The following is a 20,257-nucleotide window of genomic DNA, read 5'->3' as shown; positions in this document are numbered from 1 at the left end:
GAAGGAGACCCCATGCATCCCCACCGTCTGACACTCGTCCCCGCGGGCGATGTCCACCTGTGGGTGCCGCGCTCCTCGACGCTGCGTGCCTTCGCGACGACCGCCCCCGATCCGCGACCCGTCACGCCCGACCAGGAGCGCCGCCTGCAGGTCGCGGGGGTGCCCCGCCGGCCCGAGGACGAGGTCAACCCCTGGATCGGGATGCGCGCCACCTTGCACGGGGCCGACTTCGTCTCCTTCGCCGGCACCCTGCGCCGTTTCTGTGCCCGTCACGAGAGTCTGCGCTGCATGTTCGTGCGGCGGGACGACGACACCTTCGAGCGCCGCATCGTCGAGCCGGACATGATCGGCTTCCAGCCCCGCCACCTCGGCCACTACGACGACCGCGGCGAGGCCTTCGACGTGGTCATGGCCGAGCTGGACGACCGGACCGGTCCTCTCTCGTGGCCCAACGCCACCGTCCTCACCGTGACCGAGGAGAACGGTGACATCACGGTCTTCGCCGCCTTCGACCACGTGACCTTCGACGGCTACAGCGCCTACCTGACGATCGGCGAGCTCAAGCAGCACCTCGAGGCCGAGCTGAACCACGCACCGCTGCCCGCGCCCGTCGGCAGCTACGTCGACTTCGCCGTCGAGCAACGCGCCGTCCAGAGCTCCATCACCGTCGACAGTCCCGCCCTCGAGCCGTGGCGGCGGGCAGTCGACGCCACCGGCAACCTGCCCGGACTGCCCCGCGCCACGGGCGTCCGGCGCGGCGACGAGCTGCGCCACCGCCTGCGGTTCCCCACGTTCGCCGGACCCAAGCTCAGCGAGGCCTTCCGGCTGTGGTGCGACCAGCACCGCGCGCCCCAGCCCCTGGCGTACACCGCGGTGCTGCTGCGCGCGATGGTTGCCGAGGAGGACGACGACCGGATCACGGTCCTGATGTCCACCCACAACCGCAACCGGCCCGAGTGGCACAAGGCCATCGGCTGGTTCTCCGGCGTCGTCCCGATCACCGTCGACCTGGGCGCGGACCTGCCCCTGGCCGAGGCCATCCGTCGCACGGCCCAGGCGTGGATGTTCGGCAAGACCGCCGAGACCGTCCCCCTGCCCCTGGCCAACCGCCTGCTGGGTACCTCGATGCGCCCGGCCACCGTGCTGTCCTTCATGGACTCGCGCCACGTCCCGGGTCGCGAGGACTGGGAGGAGATGGACTCGACCGTCTTCCTGGGCGAGGTCGAGCCCAGCGACGAGATGCACATCTACATCAACGCCATGCCCTACGGCACCGAGCTGGCGCACCGCGCCCCGGACACGCCGCCGTGCACCGAGTGGCTCGACCGGGTGATGGGCCGCATGCGCGACCAGATGGTCGCGGTGACGCGCCAGGTGAACGACCCCATGGAGGCGCTGGCATGAGAATGGCTCGGATCGAGGAGCTCGAGACGATCGACGGCGAGGTCTTCCTGCTCCGTCCGTCCGAGGAGTCCCGCGCCGCCCTGGCCGAGGCGCCCGCCAACGGCCAGCGCCCGTCCTACATGCAGGACCAGCACGTGCGGCTGCGCCGCGCGATGGAGCGCGTGGGCTCAGCCGACGCCAACTGGCTCGGCCTGTGCTTCGACGTGCCCGGCGCGCTCGACGTCGACGCCCTCGAGCGTGCCGTCACCTCGTGGCTGCGCCGCCACGAGGTCATGTGGGGCACGTTCCGCGACGACCCCACCGACCCCGACGGCGAGATGACGCGCCACGCGATCGACCCCGGGCAGCTCACCGTGTCGGTGACGCCCCTGGGGGCGCACTCCGGCGACGAGGTCAACCAGGTCATCCTCAAGAACTTCACCGACGCCGTGGATCCGATCGACAACTTCGGCTACGCGATCGCCGGGGTGCGCGGCACCGATCGCTCCACCATCTTCTGCGGGCTCGACCACTGCTACGGCGACGGCTTCAGCGTCCTGTTGGCGTACATGGAGCTGTCCCAGCTGTACGCAGCCGAGACCGGACGCCCGTACACCGAGCTGCCGCCGACCCTGGGCTACATGACGTACGCCCAGCAGGAGCGCGCCGACGCCCAGCAGTACGACATCGAGCACCCGGCCATGCAGTTCTGGGCCGACTACGCGATGGACGGCGCCGGTGCGATGGACGGCTTCCCGATGGACCTGGGGATCGCCGAGGGCGAGCGGTTCTGGCTCGTGCCGATGGACTACGACATCCTCACCGGCGAGGAGTGTGAGCGACTCGAGGAGATCGCGAAGCAGGAGGGCGCCACCTTCCCCTCGGTCATCTACGCGTCCTTCGCGATGGCCGCGCGCGACCTGGCCGGCAAGAGCGCCTACCGCTTCCTCAACCCCGTCGCGACCCGCAACACCCCCGAGACGCTCACGACGATGGGCTGGATGGTCAACGTCCTGCCCATCCACATCCCCGTCGGGCCCGGCGACGGCCTGTTCGAGATCGCCCGCGGCGTACGCCAGAAGTTCCGCGACGCCCGCGTCTGCGAGCCGGTGCCCGCACTGCGGGTCATGGAGGTCATCCGCGAGGTCTTCGGCTTCTCGCCCGACGACACCAGCCGTCCCGCGATCGTGTCCTACCTCGACGGCCGGATGATCCCGGGCCAAGAGCAGTGGGCCGCCGATCGCTTCTACGGCACGACCGGCCAGGGCTACGACGACAACGTCAACGTGTGGATCAACCGCACGCCCACCGACCTGTACGTGATGTGCAGCGTTCCGCAGACGCCGACGGCGATCGAGAACGTGGATCGGTTCTTCACGCACGCCTCGGGAATCCTGCGCGAGACGCTGAACCGGTAGCGTCGAGGAGTGAACTCATGGCTCGCGGTCAGCAACGCCGGTGCAGGCTCGTCCGACGAGACCGTGATCGAGGAGGCGCTCGGCGCCCTGCGGCACGCCGCTGACGTCGAGCACGTCGCCACGAAGGACCCCGACGATCTCGCCCGGACGCTCGCCGAGCATCCCGACGTGGACCTCGTCGTCGCCATGGGCGGCGACGGCAGCCTGCATGCCGTCGTCCAGGCGCTGTACGACGCCGGCCGACTGCCGGGCACCGCGGTGGGGCTGGTCCCGCTGGGCACGGGCAACGACTTCGCCCGGACGCTCGAGCTCGACGAGGACCCCGTCTTGGCTGCCCGCGACCTCGGCGCCGGCACCGAGCGCGACATCGACCTCATCGTCGACGACCACGACATCGTCGTCGTGAACGCCGCTCACGTGGGGATCGGCGCCGAGGCCGCCGCCCGCGCCGAGCCGGTCAAGTGGGCGCTCGGCCCCCTCGCCTACGTGCTGGGCGCCCTGTCGACCCTCTTCACCCGCGGCGCCGACGTGCACGTCACGATCGACGACCGCACGCTCAGCGGACAGGTCGCGCAGGTGGCGGTGGGCAACGGCCGGTTCGTCGGCGGTGGCGGCGAGCTGCTGCCGCGCGCCGTCATCGACGACGGCCTGATGGACGTGGCCGTGGCGTTCGCCGGCCGGGTGCCGCAGCGCATCGCCTACGCACTGCACCTGCGCCGCGGGACGCACCCGGGCGCCGATTTCGTCCACTACACCCGGGCGACCTCGGTCAAGGTCGTCGGCGAGGCCGTCCGGTGCACCACCGACGGCGAGCTCACCGAGATGCGCACCGAGCACGCGTGGGCCGTGACGCCCGGCGGCCTGCGGATGCGCCTGCCGAAGACCGGCTCGGCCAGTCGAGTCAGCTGACGAGCGCCTCGTAGCCCTCGAGGCTGGACTCGCGCAGGAACTCGCGGCAGCGGTGCGCCTCGGCGTCGTCGCCCAGGCGCTCGCTCGCGGTGGCCAGCACGGCCAGCGAGTGCAGGAAGCCGCGGTTCGCCTCGTGCGACCACGGGACCGGGCCGAAGCCCTTCCACCCGTTGCGGCGCAGCGAGTCCAGCGACCGGTGGTAGGCCGTCCGCGCAAACGCGTACCCCTCGAGATCGCGTCCCTGCGCGAGCGCGGCCTCGGACAGTCGGGCCCAGGCGGCGACCGAGTCGGGATGGCGCTCGGCCACCTCCTCGGGCCCGGCACCCTCGGCCAGCAGGGCGGCACCGGGGTCCTCCGGCAGCAGGGTCTCGGGCGGCTCTCCCAGCAGGTTCGTCATGCTGGCGAGCCTAGACGCGACCGCCCAGCCTCACCTCTGGTGGGTGTGGGCGATGTAGACGTCGCACGGGGCGTGCGCGGCGACGTCCCGAGCGATGCTGCCCAGGATGCGGGTCAGGCCCTGCACGCGCTTGTTGCCCACGACGATGACGTCGGCGCCGAGCTCCGCGGCGGCCTTGACCAGCGCGTCGGCCGGGTTGCCCTCGGCGGGTGCGTACGTCATCTCCAGGTCGGGGAAGTTCTTGCGCAGCTCGGTGAACACGTCCTCGGCCACGCCCTTGGCGGTCAGCTCGCTGGTGACCAGCACCTCGGCCTTCCCGTGGGCGATCCGCTCGGCCTCGAAGGCCCCGTAGGCCGACAGGATGTGCAGCCGGGCGCCCAGGCCGGACGCGAGGACGGCGGCCTTGTCAGCGGCAGCGGCAGCGGTCTCGGAGTTGTCGACGCCGGTCACGACGATCTTGGCCATGATTCCCCTTCCGGCCGGGCGGTGGACGACCGGCTTCCACCCGGAGCGTAGTGGTCCCGGGGGCCCGACGGGCCCGCTCGCAGCGGGATTCCATCCCCCGGACGGTCCCCCGGCGTGGGGACATGGGAACGGCGGGGACGATCGACTCGTCCCCGCCGTTTCGCGTGCTGCTGCTGCGTCAGTGCGTGCCGGCGCTGCGCAGGTTCTGGCAGGCCTCGACGACGCGCGCGGCCATGCCGGCCTCGGCGGCCTTGCCCCAGGCGCGCGGGTCGTACGCCTTCTTGTTGCCGACCTCGCCGTCGACCTTGAGGACGCCGTCGTAGTTCTGGAACATGTGGCCCGCGACCGGACGCGTGAACGCGTACTGGGTGTCGGTGTCGACGTTCATCTTGACGACGCCGTAGTCGACGGCGGCGCTGATCTCCTCGGGCAGGGATCCCGATCCGCCGTGGAAGACGAAGTCGAAGGCGCGCTCCTTGCCGAACTTGGCGGCGACGGCCTCCTGGGCGGCCTTGAGGACCTCGGGACGCAGCTTGACGTTGCCGGGCTTGTAGACGCCGTGCACATTGCCGAACGTCAGCGCCGTCAGGTAGCGGCCCTTCTCGCCCAGACCGAGCGCCTCGACGGTCGCGATGGCGTCCTCGGGCGAGGTGTAGAGCTTGTCGTTGATCTCCGCCTCGACACCGTCCTCCTCGCCACCGACGACGCCGATCTCGACCTCGAGGATGACGTTCGCGGCGTGCGCCTTGGCCAGCAGCTCCTGGGCGATCTCGAGGTTCTCGGCCAGCGGCACGGCCGAGCCGTCCCACATGTGCGACTGGAAGTACGGCAGTCCGCCGCTCTTCACGCGCTCGGTCGACGCCTCGAGCAGTGGACGGACGAAGCCGTCCAGCTTGTCCTTGGGGCAGTGGTCGGTGTGCAGCGCGACGTTGATCGGGTACTTCTTGGCGACCTCCTGCGCGAACGCGGCGAAGGCCAGCGAGCCCGAGACCATGTTCTTGATGGTGGGGCCGGAGAAGTAGTCGGCACCGCCGGTGGAGACCTGGATGATCCCGTCGCTGCCGGCCTCGGCGAATCCGGCCAGGGCGGCGTTCAGCGTCTGCGACGACGAGACGTTGATCGCGGGGTAGGCGAAGGAGTTGTTCTTCGCCTTGTCCAGCATCTCTGCGTAGACCTCGGGAGTGGCGACGGGCATGGGTCCTCCTGTGGGGAAAGTCTCGTTGCTGTCAGTATTCCACCGATGTCAGGTCGGCATGCTCACGGATCCAGGCGTGCATCGTGATCGCGGCCGCGGCACCGGCGTTGATCGAGCGCGTGGAGCCGAACTGGGCGATCGCCACCATCGACTCACAGGCCTCAGCAGCCTCAGGGGTCAGGCCCGGACCCTCCTGCCCGAACAGCAGGACCGCGTCGCGCGGCAGGGTCGTGGTCTCGAGCGGCACCGCCCCCGGCAGGTTGTCCACGCCGACGACGGTCAGGCCGGCGTCGCGGGCCCAGGCGGCGAAGGACTCGACGTCCTCGTGGTGGTGCACGTGCACGTAGCGGTCGGTCACCATGGCGCCGCGCCGGTTCCAGCGTCGCTTGCCGACGATGTGGACTCCCCCGACGTTGAACGCGTTCGCGGTCCGCACGATCGACCCGATGTTGAAGTCGTGCTGCCAGTTCTCGATCGCGACGTGGAGGCGGTGCCGGTGCTGGTCGAGGTCGGCGACGATCGCCTCGACGGTCCAGTAGCGGTAGCGGTCGACGACGTTGCGGGTGTCGCCCTCGCGCAGCAGCTCGGGATCCAGCCGGGGGTCCTCGGGCCAGGGACCTCGCCAGGGGCCGACGGTCACGCGACCCCGTAGCGCTCGCGGTACGCGCGGACGGCCGGCAGGTGCTCGGCGAAGCGGCCGGTCTCCTGCAGGTACTCGATGATGTCGTCGAACGTCACGATGGAGGTGACGGCGATCCCGTGGTCGCGCTCGACCTCCTGGATGGCCGACAGCTCGCCCGTGCCGCGCTCGCGGCGATCGACCGCGACCACGACGCCGGCGACCGTCGCGTCGAGTCCGTCGACCAGCGCGATCACCTCGCGGATGGCGGTGCCCGCGGTGATGACGTCGTCCACGACCAGCAGACGGCCCCGCGGCTCGGCGCCCACGAAGAGGCCGCCCTCGCCGTGGTCCTTGGCCTCCTTGCGGTTGAAGCACCACGGGACGTCACGGCCGTGGGCGTCCGCCAGCTGCACCGCCGTGGCGGCTGCGAGGGGGATGCCCTTGTAGGCCGGGCCGAGGAGCACGTCGAACTCGAGTCCGGCCGCGGCGACGGCGTCGGCGTAGAACCCGCCGAGCGCCGAGAGTCGCGAGCCGGTGTCGAACGATCCGGCGTTGAAGAAGTAGGGCGACGTGCGACCGGACTTCAGCGTGAACTCGCCGAAGCGCAGGACGTCGTGCTCGAGGGCGAACTCGATGAAGCGGCGCTGGTAGTCGTGCACGCGCACAGCCTAGGACGGCCGCACCGGCCCCGGCCTCAGGCGTCCTTGCGGGTGGTCTTCTCCAGCTCGCCGACGACCACGTTGCGATCGTCGGTGCGGAACAGCTCCGAGCACGTCACGAGGGTGACGACGGCCCGCGTCGGCTTCTCGCCGGCGGCGTCGGGATCGGGCACGGGCCACAGCGGCCACGACGTGGTGAACGGGACGCGGATCTCGTCGCCGTCCTGCAGCAGCCGGTACGTGTAGACGTGGGTCCGCGTCTCGATCTCGACCTCGTCACCCATACGCAGGTCCAGGAACTTGCGGAAGGGCTCGCCGTGGGTGATGCGGTGTCCCGAGAGCACGACGTTGCCGATCTCGCCGGGCAGGGCGCTGTCGAGGTTGCGCCCGACCCCCTTGGACAGCGTCGCGTCGTCCTCGCCGTCGAGGATCGGCACCTCGAAGTCGTCGCCGAACCGCGGCACGCGCAACAGCCCACGCCCGTCGATCTTCTTCTCGGCGGAGGGCTTCTTCCACTCCTCGACGATCTCGCTGCGGATCCGCTCGTGCTGGCGCTGCGACACGACGTTCGTGCCGAAGTACTGCCAGCCCACCCAGCCCAGGACGCCCAGGCCCGCGAGCACCAGGACGAGGCCCACGACGAGCAGGGAGCGTGACCCGCGGGCGCGGGTGGAGGTCGCTGACATGACTCCATTGTCCGGACCCTGTCCAGACCTGCACGGGAAGTTGAAGATGTGACATTCATCTTGCCCATTTCACTTCGGCGCCATGTGCCCGCATGTATGATGGACATGCAGGTTCGAGGAGCTCTTCAGAGCCGTCGATCCTGCCGTCGGCCCGCCGTTTCACCCCCCGAGAACGGCGGGCCGACCTTTTACTTTCTGCCTCCGTCAGCGGCCCTGGCCAACGCCCGCCGTTATCGTCGAGGCGTGAAGCAGCTCAGTGCGCGACTCGACGGCCTCGGGGTCACGATCTTCGCCGATATGGCGCAGCTGGCCACCTCGACCGGCGCGATCAACCTGGGCCAGGGATTCCCGGACCAGGACGGGCCGGACGTCATCAAGGACGCGGCCCGCCGCGCGATCGCCGAGGGCCACAACCAGTACCCGCCGGGACTGGGCATCCCGGCCCTGCGCGAGGCGATCGCGCGACACCAGCATCGCTTCCACGGCATCGATGTCGACCCCGAGCGCGAGGTCGTCGTCACGACCGGGGCGACCGAGGCCATCGCCGCCGCGGTGCTGGGCCTGGTCGATCCCGGCGACGACGTCCTGGTGCTCGAGCCCTACTACGACTCGTACCGGGCCGTCATCCAGATGGCCGGTGCGCGACACCGTGCCGTGACCTTGCGCGCTCCGGACTTCCGGCTGCCCGTCGACGATCTGCGCGCCGCCGTCACGCCACGCACCACGGCGATCGTCCTCAACACCCCGCACAACCCGACCGGCGCCGTGCTGACCGCCGACGAGCTCGCCGCCGTCGCGCAGGTCGCGGTCGAGCACGACCTCGTGGTGATCAGCGACGAGGTCTACGAGCACCTGACGTTCGGGGTGCCGCACGTGCCGATCGCGACCTTGCCGGGCATGGCCGAGCGCACCCTGACGATCAGCAGCGCCGGCAAGACGTTCTCGTTCACCGGCTGGAAGGTGGGGTGGGCCACCGGCCCGGCCCACCTCGTGTCCGCGCTGTTCGGTGCGAAGCAGTTCCTCAGCTACACCTCGGGCGCGCCCTTCCAGCACGCGGTGGCGGAGGCGCTGGACCTGCCTGACTCGTTCTACTCGTCCTTCACCGCGGACCTGCGCCGCCGCCGCGACCTGTTGTGTGCCGGACTGAGGTCCGCCGGCTTCGAGGTCTTCGTGCCCGACGGGACCTACTTCGCCACGACCGACGTCGCCGCGCTGGGCTTCACCGACGGGCTCGAGTTCTGCCGCTCGCTGCCGACCCTGGCCGGGGTCGTGGCCATCCCCCACCAGGTCTTCTTCGACGACCGTCCCGACGGATCCAATCCGGGCCGGACGCTCGTGCGCTGGGCGTTCTGCAAGCGCGACGCCGTCCTGACGGAGGCCGTCGAGCGCCTGCGGTTGATCTCGCGCCTCAACTGACTCTTCTGCAACTCACGTTTGCAGGTGTCCCAGATCACGCCCTAGAGTCCTCGGAAGCGAACTTTCGGAGGGGGACTCCTGTGGGGCGAACGATCAAGGCGTTGGTGGTGGCGGTACTCGGAGCCGTGGTGGTGATCGCCGGCGGAACCGGGGCCACCGCGGAATCGGGATGGTGGGTGGCGACCGCGACGCCCAGCCCCGAGTCGGAGGTGAACGCCACCGGTGAGCCGGAGCGTGGCACCGACGCCGACGGCAACGTCACCGGTTACATCGACGCCCACACCCACATGTTCATGGACCTGGGCATGGGTGGGAACGCGGTGTGCGGCTCGACCTGGAGCGAGAAGGGCATCGCCGACGCCCTCAAGGACTGCGATCGTCACGGCGTCTCGATCCTGGAGAACCTGACGAACTCCGCCGCCGGCCGCGGCATCCTCGACAAGCACGACACGGTCGGCTGGCCGACGTTCAAGGACTGGCCGACGTACTCCTCGTTCACGCACCAGCAGATGTACTACAAGTGGGTCGAGCGGGCGTGGCGCGGCGGCCAGCGGGTCATGGTCAACGACATGGTGTCCAACCCCGGGCTGTGCCCGATCCTGGGCATCGTCGCCGGACCGAACAAGTACAGCTGCGACGACATGGACACCGTGCGGCGGCAGATCAAGGCCACGTACGACCTGCAGAACTACGTCGACAAGCAGTACGGCGGCGCCGGCAAGGGCTGGTACCGCGTCGTGAAGACGCCCGAGCAGGCCCGCAAGGTCGTCGCCGACGGCAAGCTCGCGGTCGTCCTGGGCGTCGAGGTGTCCGAGCCGTTCGGGTGCAAGCAGGTCCTCGGCGCCCCGCAGTGCACGAAGGCCGACATCGACAAGGGCCTCGACGAGCTGAAGGGCAAGGGCGTGTCGAGCATGTTCCTGTGCCACAAGTTCGACAACGCCCTGTGCGGCGTCCGCTACGACGAGAGCACGGCCGGCCTGCTGGTCAACGTCGGCCAGTTCCTGACGACCGGCACGTGGTGGAACCCGACGACCTGCAAGGAGGGCCAGGTCGCGGACAACACGGTGATCGGCGGCGTGCTGCCGAGCGAGATCGCCGCCGTGCCGGGCCTCCCTGCGGTCCTGCCGGTCTACCCGAAGGGCCCGCACTGCAACCCCCGCGGCCTCACCGAGCTGGGCGAGTACGCGCTGCGCGGAATGATCAAGCGCAACATGATCGTCGAGATGGACCACATGAGCGCGAAGGCCGCCGGCCGGGCCCTGGACATCCTCGAGGCCGAGGCCTACCCCGGCGCCGTGTCGAGCCACGACTGGATGGCCGAGCCGTACATGGAACGGCTCTACGCCCTCGGCGGCTTCGCGAGCCAGTACGGCCACACCGCCACCGAGTTCGCGGCCCAGTGGAAGGAGACCAAGCCGCTGCGCGACAAGTACGGCGTCGCGTACGGCTACGGCACGGACATGAACGGCTTCGGCGGCACGGCCGCGCCGCCGACCGACGCCGCGAAGATCTCCTACCCGTTCACCGGTCGTGACGGCACGGTCTTCGAACGACAGGTCACCGGCGAACGGACGTGGGACTACAACGCGGAGGGCGTCCCCCACTACGGACTGGTGCCGGACTGGATCGAGAGCCTGCGCGTGCTGGAGGGCTCGGAGATCGTCGACGACCTCGCCGCGGGCTCCGAGTCATACCTGCGCACGTGGGGCGCGACCGCCGACTTCGAGCCGGGCGCGAACCTCGCCTCCGGGGCGATCGCCTCGGCCAGCTCGACCGAGCGCAACCTGCTCAAGGACCTCAAGCCCGGCAACGCCATCGACGGCAAGACCTCGACCCGATGGGCGAGCCGGTGGGGTCAGGACGACGCCTGGCTGCAGGTCGAGTTCCTGTCGGCACGACAGGTGGGCAAGGTGACGATCGAGTGGGAGCAGGCGCACGCCCGGCAGTACCGCGTGCAGACCTCGCTCGACGGCAAGCGGTGGCGCGACGTCGCCATCGTGGGCCGGGGCGACGGCGGCCTGGACACCGTGCGGCTCGATCGCCCGGTCTCGGCCCGCTTCGTGCGCGTGCAGGGCGTCGAGCGGGCCACGAAGTACGGCTACTCCATCAAGGAACTCGGCGTCTTCAGCTGACCGAAACGGAGACCGCCCCGGACCACCAAGGGTGGCCGGGGCGGTTGTCGCCGGTGCTGCTCCGGCTTCACTTCGACCGAAGCCCGGAAGTGATGGGGCGACCCTATCGTTAGCAGAGCAACGAACATGAGGCGGGTCTCATGTTTTCTCCGGCGCGTGGTTCAGACCCGATCGGCGACGAAGGCTGCGGCGCGGCCGAGGTCTCCGTTGACGAGATAGCCCAGATGCGGCAGGAAACGACTGTCGGGCGCGGGGTCGCACACGAGGTCCTTGGCCTGACAGAAGTTGACCGTCCGGCTCGCATACGGCTCCGCGACCGACCGGCCGACGATCCGCAGCGGGTCGCCGAACAACGCGATCGCCACGATGTGCGACGAGAGCTCGGCCGGGACGACGGCCGGCACGGGGACCGGTCCGTTGGGCGTGCCGGCCAGGTCGACGCCGAGCGCTCCGTTGACGACCTGCGCGCCCTGCGAGTACCCCGACAGCACGAGCTTCTCGTCCGGGCAGGCGGCGGCGCGTGCCCGGACCGTCGACACCAGCTCGGTGATCCCGGCCGGGGCGGAGTCCCTGCCGATGCTGGCCGGGTAGTCCAGCGCCGTCGCCTTCGCGCCGGGGACCTGCGCGCGGATCTTGCGGACCAGCCCGTCCCCCACGATCCAGCCGTAGGTGCCGGGCTCCCCTGTCCCGCGGACGACGATGACGTGCACCTCGGCGCAGTCGTCGGCGGCCGAGGCGGGAGCGGCCGCCGCGGCCGGAAGGGCGACAGCTGTGAGGGCCAGCAGGCCTGCGGCCAGGTGTGAACAGAGACGTCGGACGTTCTTCATGGGCGGTTCCTCGCGTCGAAGTCAGCCCGAGAACGGTGCGATCCAGATCACACTCTCGCTGCACGGTAACCCAGAAGAGGCTGGGAACGGAGGCTGATTCTCGCGGGCCGGACACCGGTCCGATGCGGGGAAGAGACGCGCGAAGCGCGGGGAAAAGTGGAGCCGCCTGTCGGAATCGAACCGACGACCTTCTCATTACGAGTCCGGTTAGACGACTGTGACGTTCGTGCAGGTCAGGGGCCTGATATGCCCTCTGACCTGCATAAACTCTACCAGACGGGCATCGTCTCAGATGGTCTGAGATGCCCTGGTTCGTCCCCCGTTATGGCACGTTATGGCACGTTATGGCACGAAGCGTTCCAGACGCCGAGCCGACGCAGGGCACCACGGAACGCCCCGTCTGGCCGCCGCACCAAGGGCGATCTAAAGGACGCCGTTCTCACGGGGAGGGTCGTGTGCCACGTCGTGATTCGACGAACCCGAGGCAACTAGTGGCCGCCCCAGCCACCGGTCGCCGAACCTAGCGAGCCCCGTTCGCGGCGGAGTGACGCGTGACGGAGGAATGCCCTGGAGCCACGCGGATCGAGCGCTGTAGGTGGTTTCTCGACCGCAGATCGCCCGCAGGGATCGACGCCTCAGACGGCGTCGGCGTCCTCCTCCTCACTCGAACGAGGAAGGCGGAACGTCGCCAGGGGTCCGATTAGGAGACCACGGGTCATCAGGGGTGAGGACTCGGACGTGGTGTCAGCCATGCGCCTGTGTATGCACCGGCGAGGGCCCACCCCGACTGAGCCCCTCAGCGGCGCTTTTCGTCGAGGTACATGCTCATGCCCGTGACGACTAAGAACATCTTCGCCTTATAGACCTGGATGTCCCGAATTCCGGTCGCCGTACGCGGGAGTTCAGACAGGAAGGTGGGAAAGAACGCGTCGACGTACGCGCCCAGGTCCGTAACTCGCCCCGGGTCACCCTTATAGAGCTCGAGAAGTTCGTCATCGTCGAACTGGGTCATTGCGTTGTAGGCAGCAACGTTGAACAGGTTGGGGTACGGGCTGTCGACCGTTGCGTCCGCGAATTCGTCCGGTGCGACGACCTCGCCACCGGCGCCCATCACCGAGAAGAAGTCGAAGTACACGTCCGCCGCACGATCCCGCGAGCTCGGTGACCCATCGTTGTGGCCCGACATCTGCATAGCGGACATCAGACGCTGGCCGAGCTCGGACTCTCGGAGCTTCCTGAAATGAGTGCGGAGAACCAGTCCAGACAAGCCCGGCGGGTCTTGGCCGGGGTTGGCGGCGGTCACTGTCGGAGGCGTCGCGCCGAGACGTCCCGGAGATGGCGCTCCGGTGTCGCCGGGCGGGAACTCGGGCGCGCGAGAGTCAACGGCCGGCGGTCGCTTGCTCCGGATCCAGAGCAGTACGGTCGAGATGCTCAGGCCCAGTGGGATCGATATCGCGATGATTCCCCACGGGAACAGGCTCATCGGTCGCGGTATGCCCACGGCATCGAATCCCACTTGCGTCACGGCGTTCAGCCCGAACCAGGTCGCAATGCACGTCGCGACGCATGTGAAGACAGCGTCGAAGGCGTCTATGCCTGGACCGCGGGTGGCGGTGGATGATGCGTCTGGATCGCTATTTGGCACGCCGCGAGCGTACTCAGGTCAGGACGCGGTCGTCCCGGATTCCGTGGATCCATGCGCGCTCGCGGCGAACGTGTGCTCGGTCTCGCGCGACCCTCGCGCCTGACATTGTCATGTCCACTCACCCTGAGACACAAACACCCGCCCTGTTTGGCACACCCACAGCCACCCGGACGCCCACCAGCTCAACCACCTCCCGCTCATCACTTACGAGCGTTCATAGCACCGACGCGCCCGTCGCTCAGATTCCGAGCTTCCGGACTGGAACCGGTGCGTCTTACCGGGAGGACACTCGCGGCGTTATGACGCGAGGCCCTCGGCGAGCGTTCCATCGCGCAATGATCACGCGGGAGTATGGACGGCCTCGTGCGGGCCGCGGTCTCGCGGGGCGGCTCGCTGAATCATCACCCGGCAGCCCTCGTTCGCGGCACGTGCGGCTACTGCTGGCAGGCCGGTTTCTACGCTTCGGTGGCGATGAGTGCGGCGTACTGCTCGAACAGCATCTTAAGACGCTTGGCTTCGTCAAGTCGCGTGCGCCCGTCCCAGCCGAAGGCTTTGTCAACGACCTTGTCCAAGTCTTGGTGTGCCTTGAGCAGTTCGGGAGCCATAGCCAAGGGGTGGTAATGGTTGGCTAGCGATCGGTCAGGATGCAGGGCGCGAGCCGCGAGAACCCGTTCGCCCGCAGCAATGATCCGCTTGCGAAGCGCGCCGTCGACGGTGGGCAGCGGCAGCGTGTTCCACACGAGTTCCTTTGCGAACCGCAGGTCGGACTTCAAGCGTCCACCTACGTTCCGCTGCCAAGTGATGAACATGGTCGAGGAGATGACAGCAAACACAAACCCATCAGGGTCAATGGTGGTGAAGTTGGCGTTGCTGGCGATGACGTCTGCGTCGAAGTGGTCCACCGTGGCGTACCTGCGTGTCTCCGAGAAGTGAGCGGGGATGCACAGGTAGGGCACCTTCGGTTGGCCGTTCTGGACGAAAAGCTGCGGTGTTTGTGCTGCCTTGCGGGTACTGGCAGCGTTCGACTTGGACCTGAACTCGGCGTTCGCCTTGAGTCTTTCCCTGAGCACCTGTGAGCGGTTCACGTCTGCCGCGTCCAGGTCCACCATCCAGAGGCACCAACGGTGCTCGTTGTGAATCAACTCGCGCGCTCCCACGTAGCGGCGCACATACTTCGCCGCCACTGGGTCCTTGGCAACGAGGTCGTAGTCCTCAGGCTCCACGATGAGGTTCCCGCTGTCACGTGGCATCGACCCGTAGGCGACTGGAGCCAGCTCCGGAGAGAGGGGCTTTGATCGGCCAACGACGTAGAGATTGTCGGCGTCGGAGAGGTAGCCGTTGATGCGATGGGCGACCTTGACCTCTTCCGGGGAGGCGCTCACCGAGGCGTAGGAGAACAGTCGAGGGGGCACAGAGGTGTCCCGCGTGAAGCCGACAATGACGACGTGGACGACTGCTCGTTCATCGCTACGGGATTCCGACGTCCACCGAAAGGTGCGGTGGGCGAACTTGATGTGCCATCCGGCTTCTTCGACAGCACGGAAGAGCGCTTCGACGGGCTCACCTTGGGTGATGGAGTTTGTAGTGACGTAGGCCCACTCTCCCTCGCGGTCGGCCATGTACTTGAGGGTCTTGGCGTGCCAAGCCGTCACGAAGTCAAGGTGGCCGACGTTCTCCGTCTCCCATGCGGTTCGCAGTTCAGCCTTCTGAGGCTCGGTAGTGCGGTCGCGTCCGAGGAACGGCGGGTTGCCGAACACGAACGTTAGAGGTCCCGGTCCGGGGAGGAGTTTTTCCCAGTCGGAGGTCAGGGCGTTGGTGTGGTGAATCGTTGCTGCAATCTCGATGGGCAACCGGTCCGGTGCCCCACCCAACGCGTGTGTCATGGCCTGGTTGGCCTGATGGTCAACCAAGAACATCGCGGTCTGGGCGATCTTGGCTGGCCACCAGTTCAGTTCGATGCCGACGAACTGGTCCAAGGACACGTTCAGCAGTTCGGCTGCATCCAGCACCGTCTGGTTGGACTCGCCACGCCGGTCACGCAACCGGATCAGCAGGTCGAGTTCGAGTGCCCGCATCTCGCGGTAGGCGACGACAAGGAAGTTGCCGCAACCGCAGGCGGGGTCCACGAACCGCATGTGGCGCATTTCCTCGTGGATGCGCTCCAACTGCGGTGCCGAAGTGGCTGACTCAATGCGCTTACGCAGGTTGTCGAGGAACAAAGGCCGCAGGGTCTTGAGGATGTTCTCCTCAGATGTGTAGTGCTCGCCAGCAGCATGCCGCGCTTCGCGAGACTTCACGGTCTGGAACAGGGACCCGAACACCGCCGGTGAGATGCGGGACCAGTCGAACTCGCACGCCTCTAGGAGTGCATCACGCATCTCAGCGGTGAACGACTCTGTGGCCATGCGAATGGCGAACAGTTCCCCGTTGACGTATGGGAACGCGGCCATGGCCTCGTCGAGACGCTTGGACCGGCGGATCTCAGGCGTGTTGAGCGTGTCAAACAGCGCGTTAAGTTGCGCGCCGAGGTCTGACCCATCAGGGCGGGTGCGAGTCTTGATCCAGTTTTTGAACTGACCGGAACGCCACCGATGCATGGAGGCGTCGTCAGCGAACATGAGGAACAGCAGACGGGTCAGCAGGACGCTGATCTCAGCGGTGCGCTCCTCTTCCTCCTCCGGAGTGCTGGTGTCATCTCCAGTGTCCGCGTCCCCGGTCATGGTGGTGTACAGGTTCGCCATCAACCGAGCAGCAGCCACCGAAGCAGCGGCTTGCTCGGAGGCGACCAGTTCGTCGACGTTCTCACCGGTCAACCACAGGAAGTCCTCCACAAAGTAAGGCAGATCCCTCGTGGGGAACGTCTTCGTGCGGCCAGTGGCACGCACCGGCTTGGAGAGGTCAGTGACCTGAATCGTCCTGAAGTCGGAGGTGATGACCCAGCGCGGCGTCTGGTAGGCGGGGATTTCGCCGCCGTCGAGGTAGTCCTGAGCCTGCTCCTCAGCGTTGGAACGCTGGGCTCCGGTCGGGGTAACAACCCGCCCCTTAGATTTCTGCTCAATCAGGAAGCCGTCGCGGGAGTGCTTGCCGCCCTGCATGGCTGGCTGGAACACGTCGATGGAGCCGATGTTGCCCGTGGAGGCGCGGCGGGCCGGGTGCTCGAAGACGACACCATGCTGGTGCGGAACGTCAATGCCGAAACAACGCAAGAACGCACCCCAGAACGTCTGGGACTCAGACTTTTCTCGGGACGCATCCTTGTAGTCGTGCGCGAACTGCGCGACGCGCTTGCGGATCTCGTTCAGAGACAACCCGACAAGGCTTTCGTTACCCGACATCCTCACCCATTCTCTCCCTAAGGGGCCGTGACCTTGGCTGGTCACCAGGATCTCGGTCCTCGCGATCCGCTCTGACCGACGCGCCGCAACCCTAGTCTCTTCTGCCCGAATTGTTCGTTGGACCGTCATAGTGGGCGGTTGGACGCCACGTGCATGTCACCCACGAATACGACCGTCTGGCCCGTGGGGCCCGGTCTTAACGGTCTTTCCACAACTTCGAAAGCATCGGACGACCCGGGGGCTTGTCGGCTGCGTTTAGGACCAGATGGCGTAGGTGACGTCGAAATCACGGGCGTCTAGTCGTGCTCGCTCGATCAGGACCGTGAATCGGCTGCGGTCGGGGTCCGGGACCGGAGTTGGTTCGGGATCGACTGGTCCGTCGTAAAGGACGAAGATGTCCTCCGGTCGACATTTGAGCGCGTCGGCCGCCCCCCGGCGCCGCACTTTTGCGTCCTCGACCTCGACGCCTCCCAGGCGCGCCATCGGTACATAGCCCTGCTCCGGGCCAAGGCCCGGCGAGTCCGTGGCGTGGGAGAACAGGTTCATCTCGTACGGCGCGCTGTCAGCGTACTCACGCAGCACGCCCTGAACCGCTTCGACGCCAGAGGTGTGATCGTCCGTGATTGCGAGCGTGAGCGCTCCCACCGGGTTGATGAGGATCGGATCGGCTTCATTGACATCATTGCCACGCGGTGGCTTCAGGACACCCTTGGCGCCCTCCCCGGAGCGGAAGGCGATCACCCGGTGGTCGACCGGGCCGTCCTCGGTGTCGAGGTCCACGAAGATCTGAAGCGTGACGTCATCGGGTAGTCCGATGGACTCAAATCCCGGAAAGCTGCCCGCGGCCTGGGCGAGGTCGATCTGCACGATGAAGTCGAGGGCGGTGCCGTCCGAGGCGAGGGGCCACGCGTCCGTCGCTGGCGACCTTTGGGGCTTTCCGAAGAACCATCCCGGTGCGTGTTCCCACGGTCGCTTGAGCTTGCGGAGCTTCTTCTCCGGGACGGAGATCGAGTCCTGGGCCAGGAACAGGGCCGGTCTGGTCGCGATGGTCACGCCCGCGCATTGGATCGTCCCGGTCAGGTTCTCCTCGTCGAGCGAGAGGTCCGGGCGGAAGTGAAGCCGGAGCCACTCGGCTACAACGGGGTTCCCGCCCCCGCTCACGTACTTGAGCACCTCATCGCGTGCCGCGGGATCGTCACCGATCACACGATCGAGTTCGGCGAGAACGGGATCCACTTGGTCGGTCAGTTCCTCGCTCCACACGGGCAGCCCGGTGGAGGCAAGGCGCTCAAGCTCGTCGATCTGTCGCAACGCAATCGTCTCCTCAGTCACTAGATGCCGTCTCCCACCACGTCAACGCCGCACAGGTCGAGTAGTCGCAATCCAAGCAGGTGCATGTTTCGGTAGGAATAGCCCGCTAGGGAGCCACGCAAAGTGAGGTTGGCGCTCTTCTTGGTGAGCGGGAGACCGAGCCTCTTGAGTTGCCACGCAGGAATGTTCTTGAGCTTGGTTCCCATGAGTGCGCTGATGCATTTCTGATGGATGCCCTTGGGAATCGAGACGATGTTCATCCGATTGTGGACTTCCCACCGCTTGGGGCGAATCGCCTTGTTCTTCCGCTTGAGCGTGGACTGCTCCACGATGTGGTGCCACTCGCGGTTCTTGCCCGCACCCCCGTACTTCTTCTTGAAGGCGGCAAAGGTCTTGAAGCCGTTGCCTCTCGTCGGAATCTGACCAAGCGTGATCTTGAAGTTCCCCGCGGTCCGGAAACTGCCCTTGATCGGCGCGCCCACGGACTTGACCCGGTGACCATGCCTCTTCGCGATCTTCTTCGCGGCACGCTTGGCGCCCTTCTTCGTCAGCGCCTTAACAGCGACCTTGACGGCCACGCGCGAACCAATCACCGCCACCGGGACGAACCACACCGGATCAGCCAGGACGGGGTACTTTGCGCCGCCGTGATCGACATGTTGGATCAGCTTGCTTCCGCGTACTTCGAACCGGGTCGGCAGTTCTCGGCCCGACGCGTCGACAGCCCACGGCGTCGTGACGATGCCGATAACACCACCGGTTGCGTTACGAACTTGGACGCCACCGTCAGCCTGCTTCGCGATCTTCGCCCCGCGCGGAAGGTCGAGCGGGAACGCGTACGTCGTGGGCGCCTGCGCATCATGGATCGTGATGATCGCCCGGACGGCGCTCTCAATGGCTTTCAGGTCGGCGACGTCGACTGCCTGAACTGTCAGATCTACCTCATCGCGCGCATCGAGATAGATCGCCGACCCGGCCTGAGTGGTGTCCGCGATTGAAGCGTTGCTCAGCGGTAGTCCGATCCCTACGCTTCCACCCGTCGGAGTCGGCGCGTTGATCTCACCGTCCGCAGTAGAAGGAGCACTGAGCGTGCTCGAACTCCGCGCTCCAACAGCGATGGGCGCAGAATCCGGAAGAGCATCCAGGGTCGACTTCCCAGTCAAAGGCGCGGAAACGTGCGTGACCTCGCGCGATGTCGCCGGGTCCGCACCGATCGCCGGCGTTCCCCAAGAGACCAGACCGACCGTCACTGCGGCGCCAACCGACCTCAAGACTGTGTTGCGTAGTTTCCCCATATTGAGCTCCCCCCGAAGCGCTGAACCGTTTGGTTTAGCCGCGAGGTTAGGGGGCGGATTGCACTCACTGCAACCACGCGTCCACAACGACGGAAGGAACCAGTGGGGCGTAGACGTCAAGCCCCCCTAATCGTCTGTGGCATCCGCACAGGTCAGCAGATATGCCCAGTGACTGCATAAACCGAAGGAAGGACCTCGTCTCAGATGGTCTGAGATGCCCTTCCCCACCGTTATGGCATGGCGCGCTCCAATCGCTCCCCGTCCTGAGCGCTAGGAGCGAAAATCTGCCACGCCAAACGGCCACCCCTCAGCTATAAAGACGCAGAAGGTTCGTGTACGTTGGCCAGCCAATTGGCTTCAACGAATCCACCGAGGTTCGGGAGACTCAGGGCATGGCACCGACGGCGTCCTGAAGCCACCCCACGAAAGCCCATGTCAATGAAGCCGACCCAAATCTCAGCAATCCGGTCGGAGCGCTCCCGCGAGTATGGGTAGAGCGTGCCCTACGAGATGAACCCGTTCACCCACGCTAGTCGGAAAAAGGCCTCCCGAGCGGCCTCCG

16 protein-coding genes are annotated in these 20,257 nt (G+C 67.2%); 5 read left to right on the top strand and 11 right to left on the bottom strand.

The window, feature by feature from the left end; all coding sequences use genetic code 11:
* Positions 1-12: 12 nt before the first annotated feature.
* Genes H9L21_RS01135 through H9L21_RS01125 form a run of 3 tightly spaced genes read left to right on the top strand, consistent with a single transcriptional unit; the run spans position 13 to position 3,710 of the window.
* Complete coding sequence (locus tag H9L21_RS01135; protein ID WP_154596031.1) at positions 13-1,404, top strand: condensation domain-containing protein; 1,392 nt, start codon at positions 13-15, stop codon at positions 1,402-1,404.
* Positions 1,401-2,801, top strand: coding sequence for a condensation domain-containing protein (locus H9L21_RS01130; RefSeq protein ID WP_154596032.1), 1,401 nt, complete (start codon positions 1,401-1,403; stop codon positions 2,799-2,801). The genes H9L21_RS01135 and H9L21_RS01130 overlap by 4 nt, the downstream gene beginning before the upstream one ends.
* Positions 2,802-2,810: 9 nt before the next feature.
* A complete protein-coding gene (locus tag H9L21_RS01125; protein WP_154596033.1) occupies positions 2,811-3,710 on the top strand; it encodes a diacylglycerol/lipid kinase family protein in 900 nt (299 codons plus the stop codon).
* Here H9L21_RS01125 and H9L21_RS01120 read toward each other — a convergent pair.
* The 6 genes from H9L21_RS01120 to H9L21_RS01095 form a co-directional block, all read right to left on the bottom strand.
* Positions 3,703-4,107: a DUF3151 domain-containing protein gene (locus tag H9L21_RS01120; protein ID WP_154596034.1), complete on the bottom strand. Its 405-nt coding sequence runs from the start codon at positions 4,105-4,107 to the stop codon at positions 3,703-3,705. The genes H9L21_RS01125 and H9L21_RS01120 overlap by 8 nt on opposite strands.
* Before the next feature lie 30 nt (positions 4,108-4,137).
* Positions 4,138-4,572, bottom strand: a complete 435-nt coding sequence (locus tag H9L21_RS01115) for a universal stress protein (RefSeq protein ID WP_154596035.1) — start codon at positions 4,570-4,572, stop codon at positions 4,138-4,140.
* A 178-nt stretch (positions 4,573-4,750) separates the two neighbouring features.
* Positions 4,751-5,767, bottom strand: a complete 1,017-nt coding sequence (gene fbaA, locus H9L21_RS01110) for a class II fructose-bisphosphate aldolase (protein WP_154596036.1) — start codon at positions 5,765-5,767, stop codon at positions 4,751-4,753.
* A 31-nt stretch (positions 5,768-5,798) separates the two neighbouring features.
* Positions 5,799-6,407: a TrmH family RNA methyltransferase gene (locus H9L21_RS01105; protein ID WP_187411677.1), complete on the bottom strand. Its 609-nt coding sequence runs from the start codon at positions 6,405-6,407 to the stop codon at positions 5,799-5,801.
* Positions 6,404-7,048: an orotate phosphoribosyltransferase gene (pyrE, locus tag H9L21_RS01100; protein ID WP_187411676.1), complete on the bottom strand. Its 645-nt coding sequence runs from the start codon at positions 7,046-7,048 to the stop codon at positions 6,404-6,406. The genes H9L21_RS01105 and pyrE overlap by 4 nt, the downstream gene beginning before the upstream one ends.
* 35 nt (positions 7,049-7,083) lie before the next feature.
* The gene (locus H9L21_RS01095; RefSeq protein ID WP_154596037.1) at positions 7,084-7,734 is read right to left on the bottom strand and encodes a sortase domain-containing protein; all 651 of its coding nucleotides are present in this window, start codon (positions 7,732-7,734) and stop codon (positions 7,084-7,086) included.
* 243 nt (positions 7,735-7,977) lie between these two features.
* Between H9L21_RS01095 and H9L21_RS01090 the strand changes: the two genes are divergently transcribed.
* The gene (locus H9L21_RS01090; protein WP_255467124.1) at positions 7,978-9,150 is read left to right on the top strand and encodes a pyridoxal phosphate-dependent aminotransferase; all 1,173 of its coding nucleotides are present in this window, start codon (positions 7,978-7,980) and stop codon (positions 9,148-9,150) included.
* Between the two features lie 80 nt (positions 9,151-9,230).
* Positions 9,231-11,282 (top strand): discoidin domain-containing protein, encoded by a 2,052-nt coding sequence (locus tag H9L21_RS01085; RefSeq protein ID WP_222865813.1) that lies wholly within the window; start codon positions 9,231-9,233, stop codon positions 11,280-11,282.
* A 161-nt stretch (positions 11,283-11,443) separates the two neighbouring features.
* Here H9L21_RS01085 and H9L21_RS01080 read toward each other — a convergent pair whose 3' ends face one another.
* The 5 genes from H9L21_RS01080 to H9L21_RS01060 form a co-directional block, all read right to left on the bottom strand.
* Positions 11,444-12,109 (bottom strand): cutinase family protein, encoded by a 666-nt coding sequence (locus H9L21_RS01080; protein WP_154596039.1) that lies wholly within the window; start codon positions 12,107-12,109, stop codon positions 11,444-11,446.
* A gap of 796 nt (positions 12,110-12,905) precedes the next feature.
* Positions 12,906-13,592 carry a hypothetical protein gene (locus H9L21_RS01075; RefSeq protein ID WP_154596040.1) on the bottom strand — a complete coding sequence of 229 codons (687 nt, stop codon included), beginning with the start codon at positions 13,590-13,592 and terminating at the stop codon, positions 12,906-12,908.
* Between the two features lie 617 nt (positions 13,593-14,209).
* The gene (locus H9L21_RS15400; protein ID WP_230081302.1) at positions 14,210-17,089 is read right to left on the bottom strand and encodes a class I SAM-dependent DNA methyltransferase; all 2,880 of its coding nucleotides are present in this window, start codon (positions 17,087-17,089) and stop codon (positions 14,210-14,212) included.
* 255 nt (positions 17,090-17,344) lie between these two features.
* Positions 17,345-18,421 (bottom strand): YwqG family protein, encoded by a 1,077-nt coding sequence (locus H9L21_RS01065; RefSeq protein ID WP_154596041.1) that lies wholly within the window; start codon positions 18,419-18,421, stop codon positions 17,345-17,347.
* On the bottom strand, positions 18,421-19,650 hold the full coding sequence (locus H9L21_RS01060; RefSeq protein WP_154596042.1) for a hypothetical protein: 1,230 nt from the start codon (positions 19,648-19,650) through the stop codon (positions 18,421-18,423). Before H9L21_RS01060 ends, H9L21_RS01065 begins: the two co-directional genes overlap by 1 nt.
* Positions 19,651-20,257: the final 607 nt, after the last annotated feature.

Origin of the sequence: Aeromicrobium senzhongii (genome assembly GCF_014334735.1) — a bacterium.
Taxonomy (GTDB): Bacteria; Actinomycetota; Actinomycetes; order Propionibacteriales; family Nocardioidaceae; genus Aeromicrobium; species Aeromicrobium senzhongii.
This window is presented reverse-complemented; position numbering and strand designations above follow the sequence as displayed.

Excerpts from the sequence above, each read along its gene's own strand:
- H9L21_RS01135 (WP_154596031.1), top strand. The coding sequence starts at position 13 with ATGCATCCCCACCGTCTGACACTCGTCCCCGCGGGCGATGTCCACCTG.
- H9L21_RS01130 (WP_154596032.1), top strand. The coding sequence starts at position 1,401 with ATGAGAATGGCTCGGATCGAGGAGCTCGAGACGATCGACGGCGAGGTC.
- H9L21_RS01120 (WP_154596034.1), bottom strand. The coding sequence starts at position 4,107 with ATGACGAACCTGCTGGGAGAGCCGCCCGAGACCCTGCTGCCGGAGGAC.
- H9L21_RS01115 (WP_154596035.1), bottom strand. The coding sequence starts at position 4,572 with ATGGCCAAGATCGTCGTGACCGGCGTCGACAACTCCGAGACCGCTGCC.
- fbaA (WP_154596036.1), bottom strand. The coding sequence starts at position 5,767 with ATGCCCGTCGCCACTCCCGAGGTCTACGCAGAGATGCTGGACAAGGCG.
- H9L21_RS01095 (WP_154596037.1), bottom strand. The coding sequence starts at position 7,734 with ATGTCAGCGACCTCCACCCGCGCCCGCGGGTCACGCTCCCTGCTCGTC.
- H9L21_RS01080 (WP_154596039.1), bottom strand. The coding sequence starts at position 12,109 with ATGAAGAACGTCCGACGTCTCTGTTCACACCTGGCCGCAGGCCTGCTG.
- H9L21_RS01075 (WP_154596040.1), bottom strand. The coding sequence starts at position 13,592 with ATGAGCCTGTTCCCGTGGGGAATCATCGCGATATCGATCCCACTGGGC.
- H9L21_RS15400 (WP_230081302.1), bottom strand. The coding sequence starts at position 17,089 with ATGTCGGGTAACGAAAGCCTTGTCGGGTTGTCTCTGAACGAGATCCGC.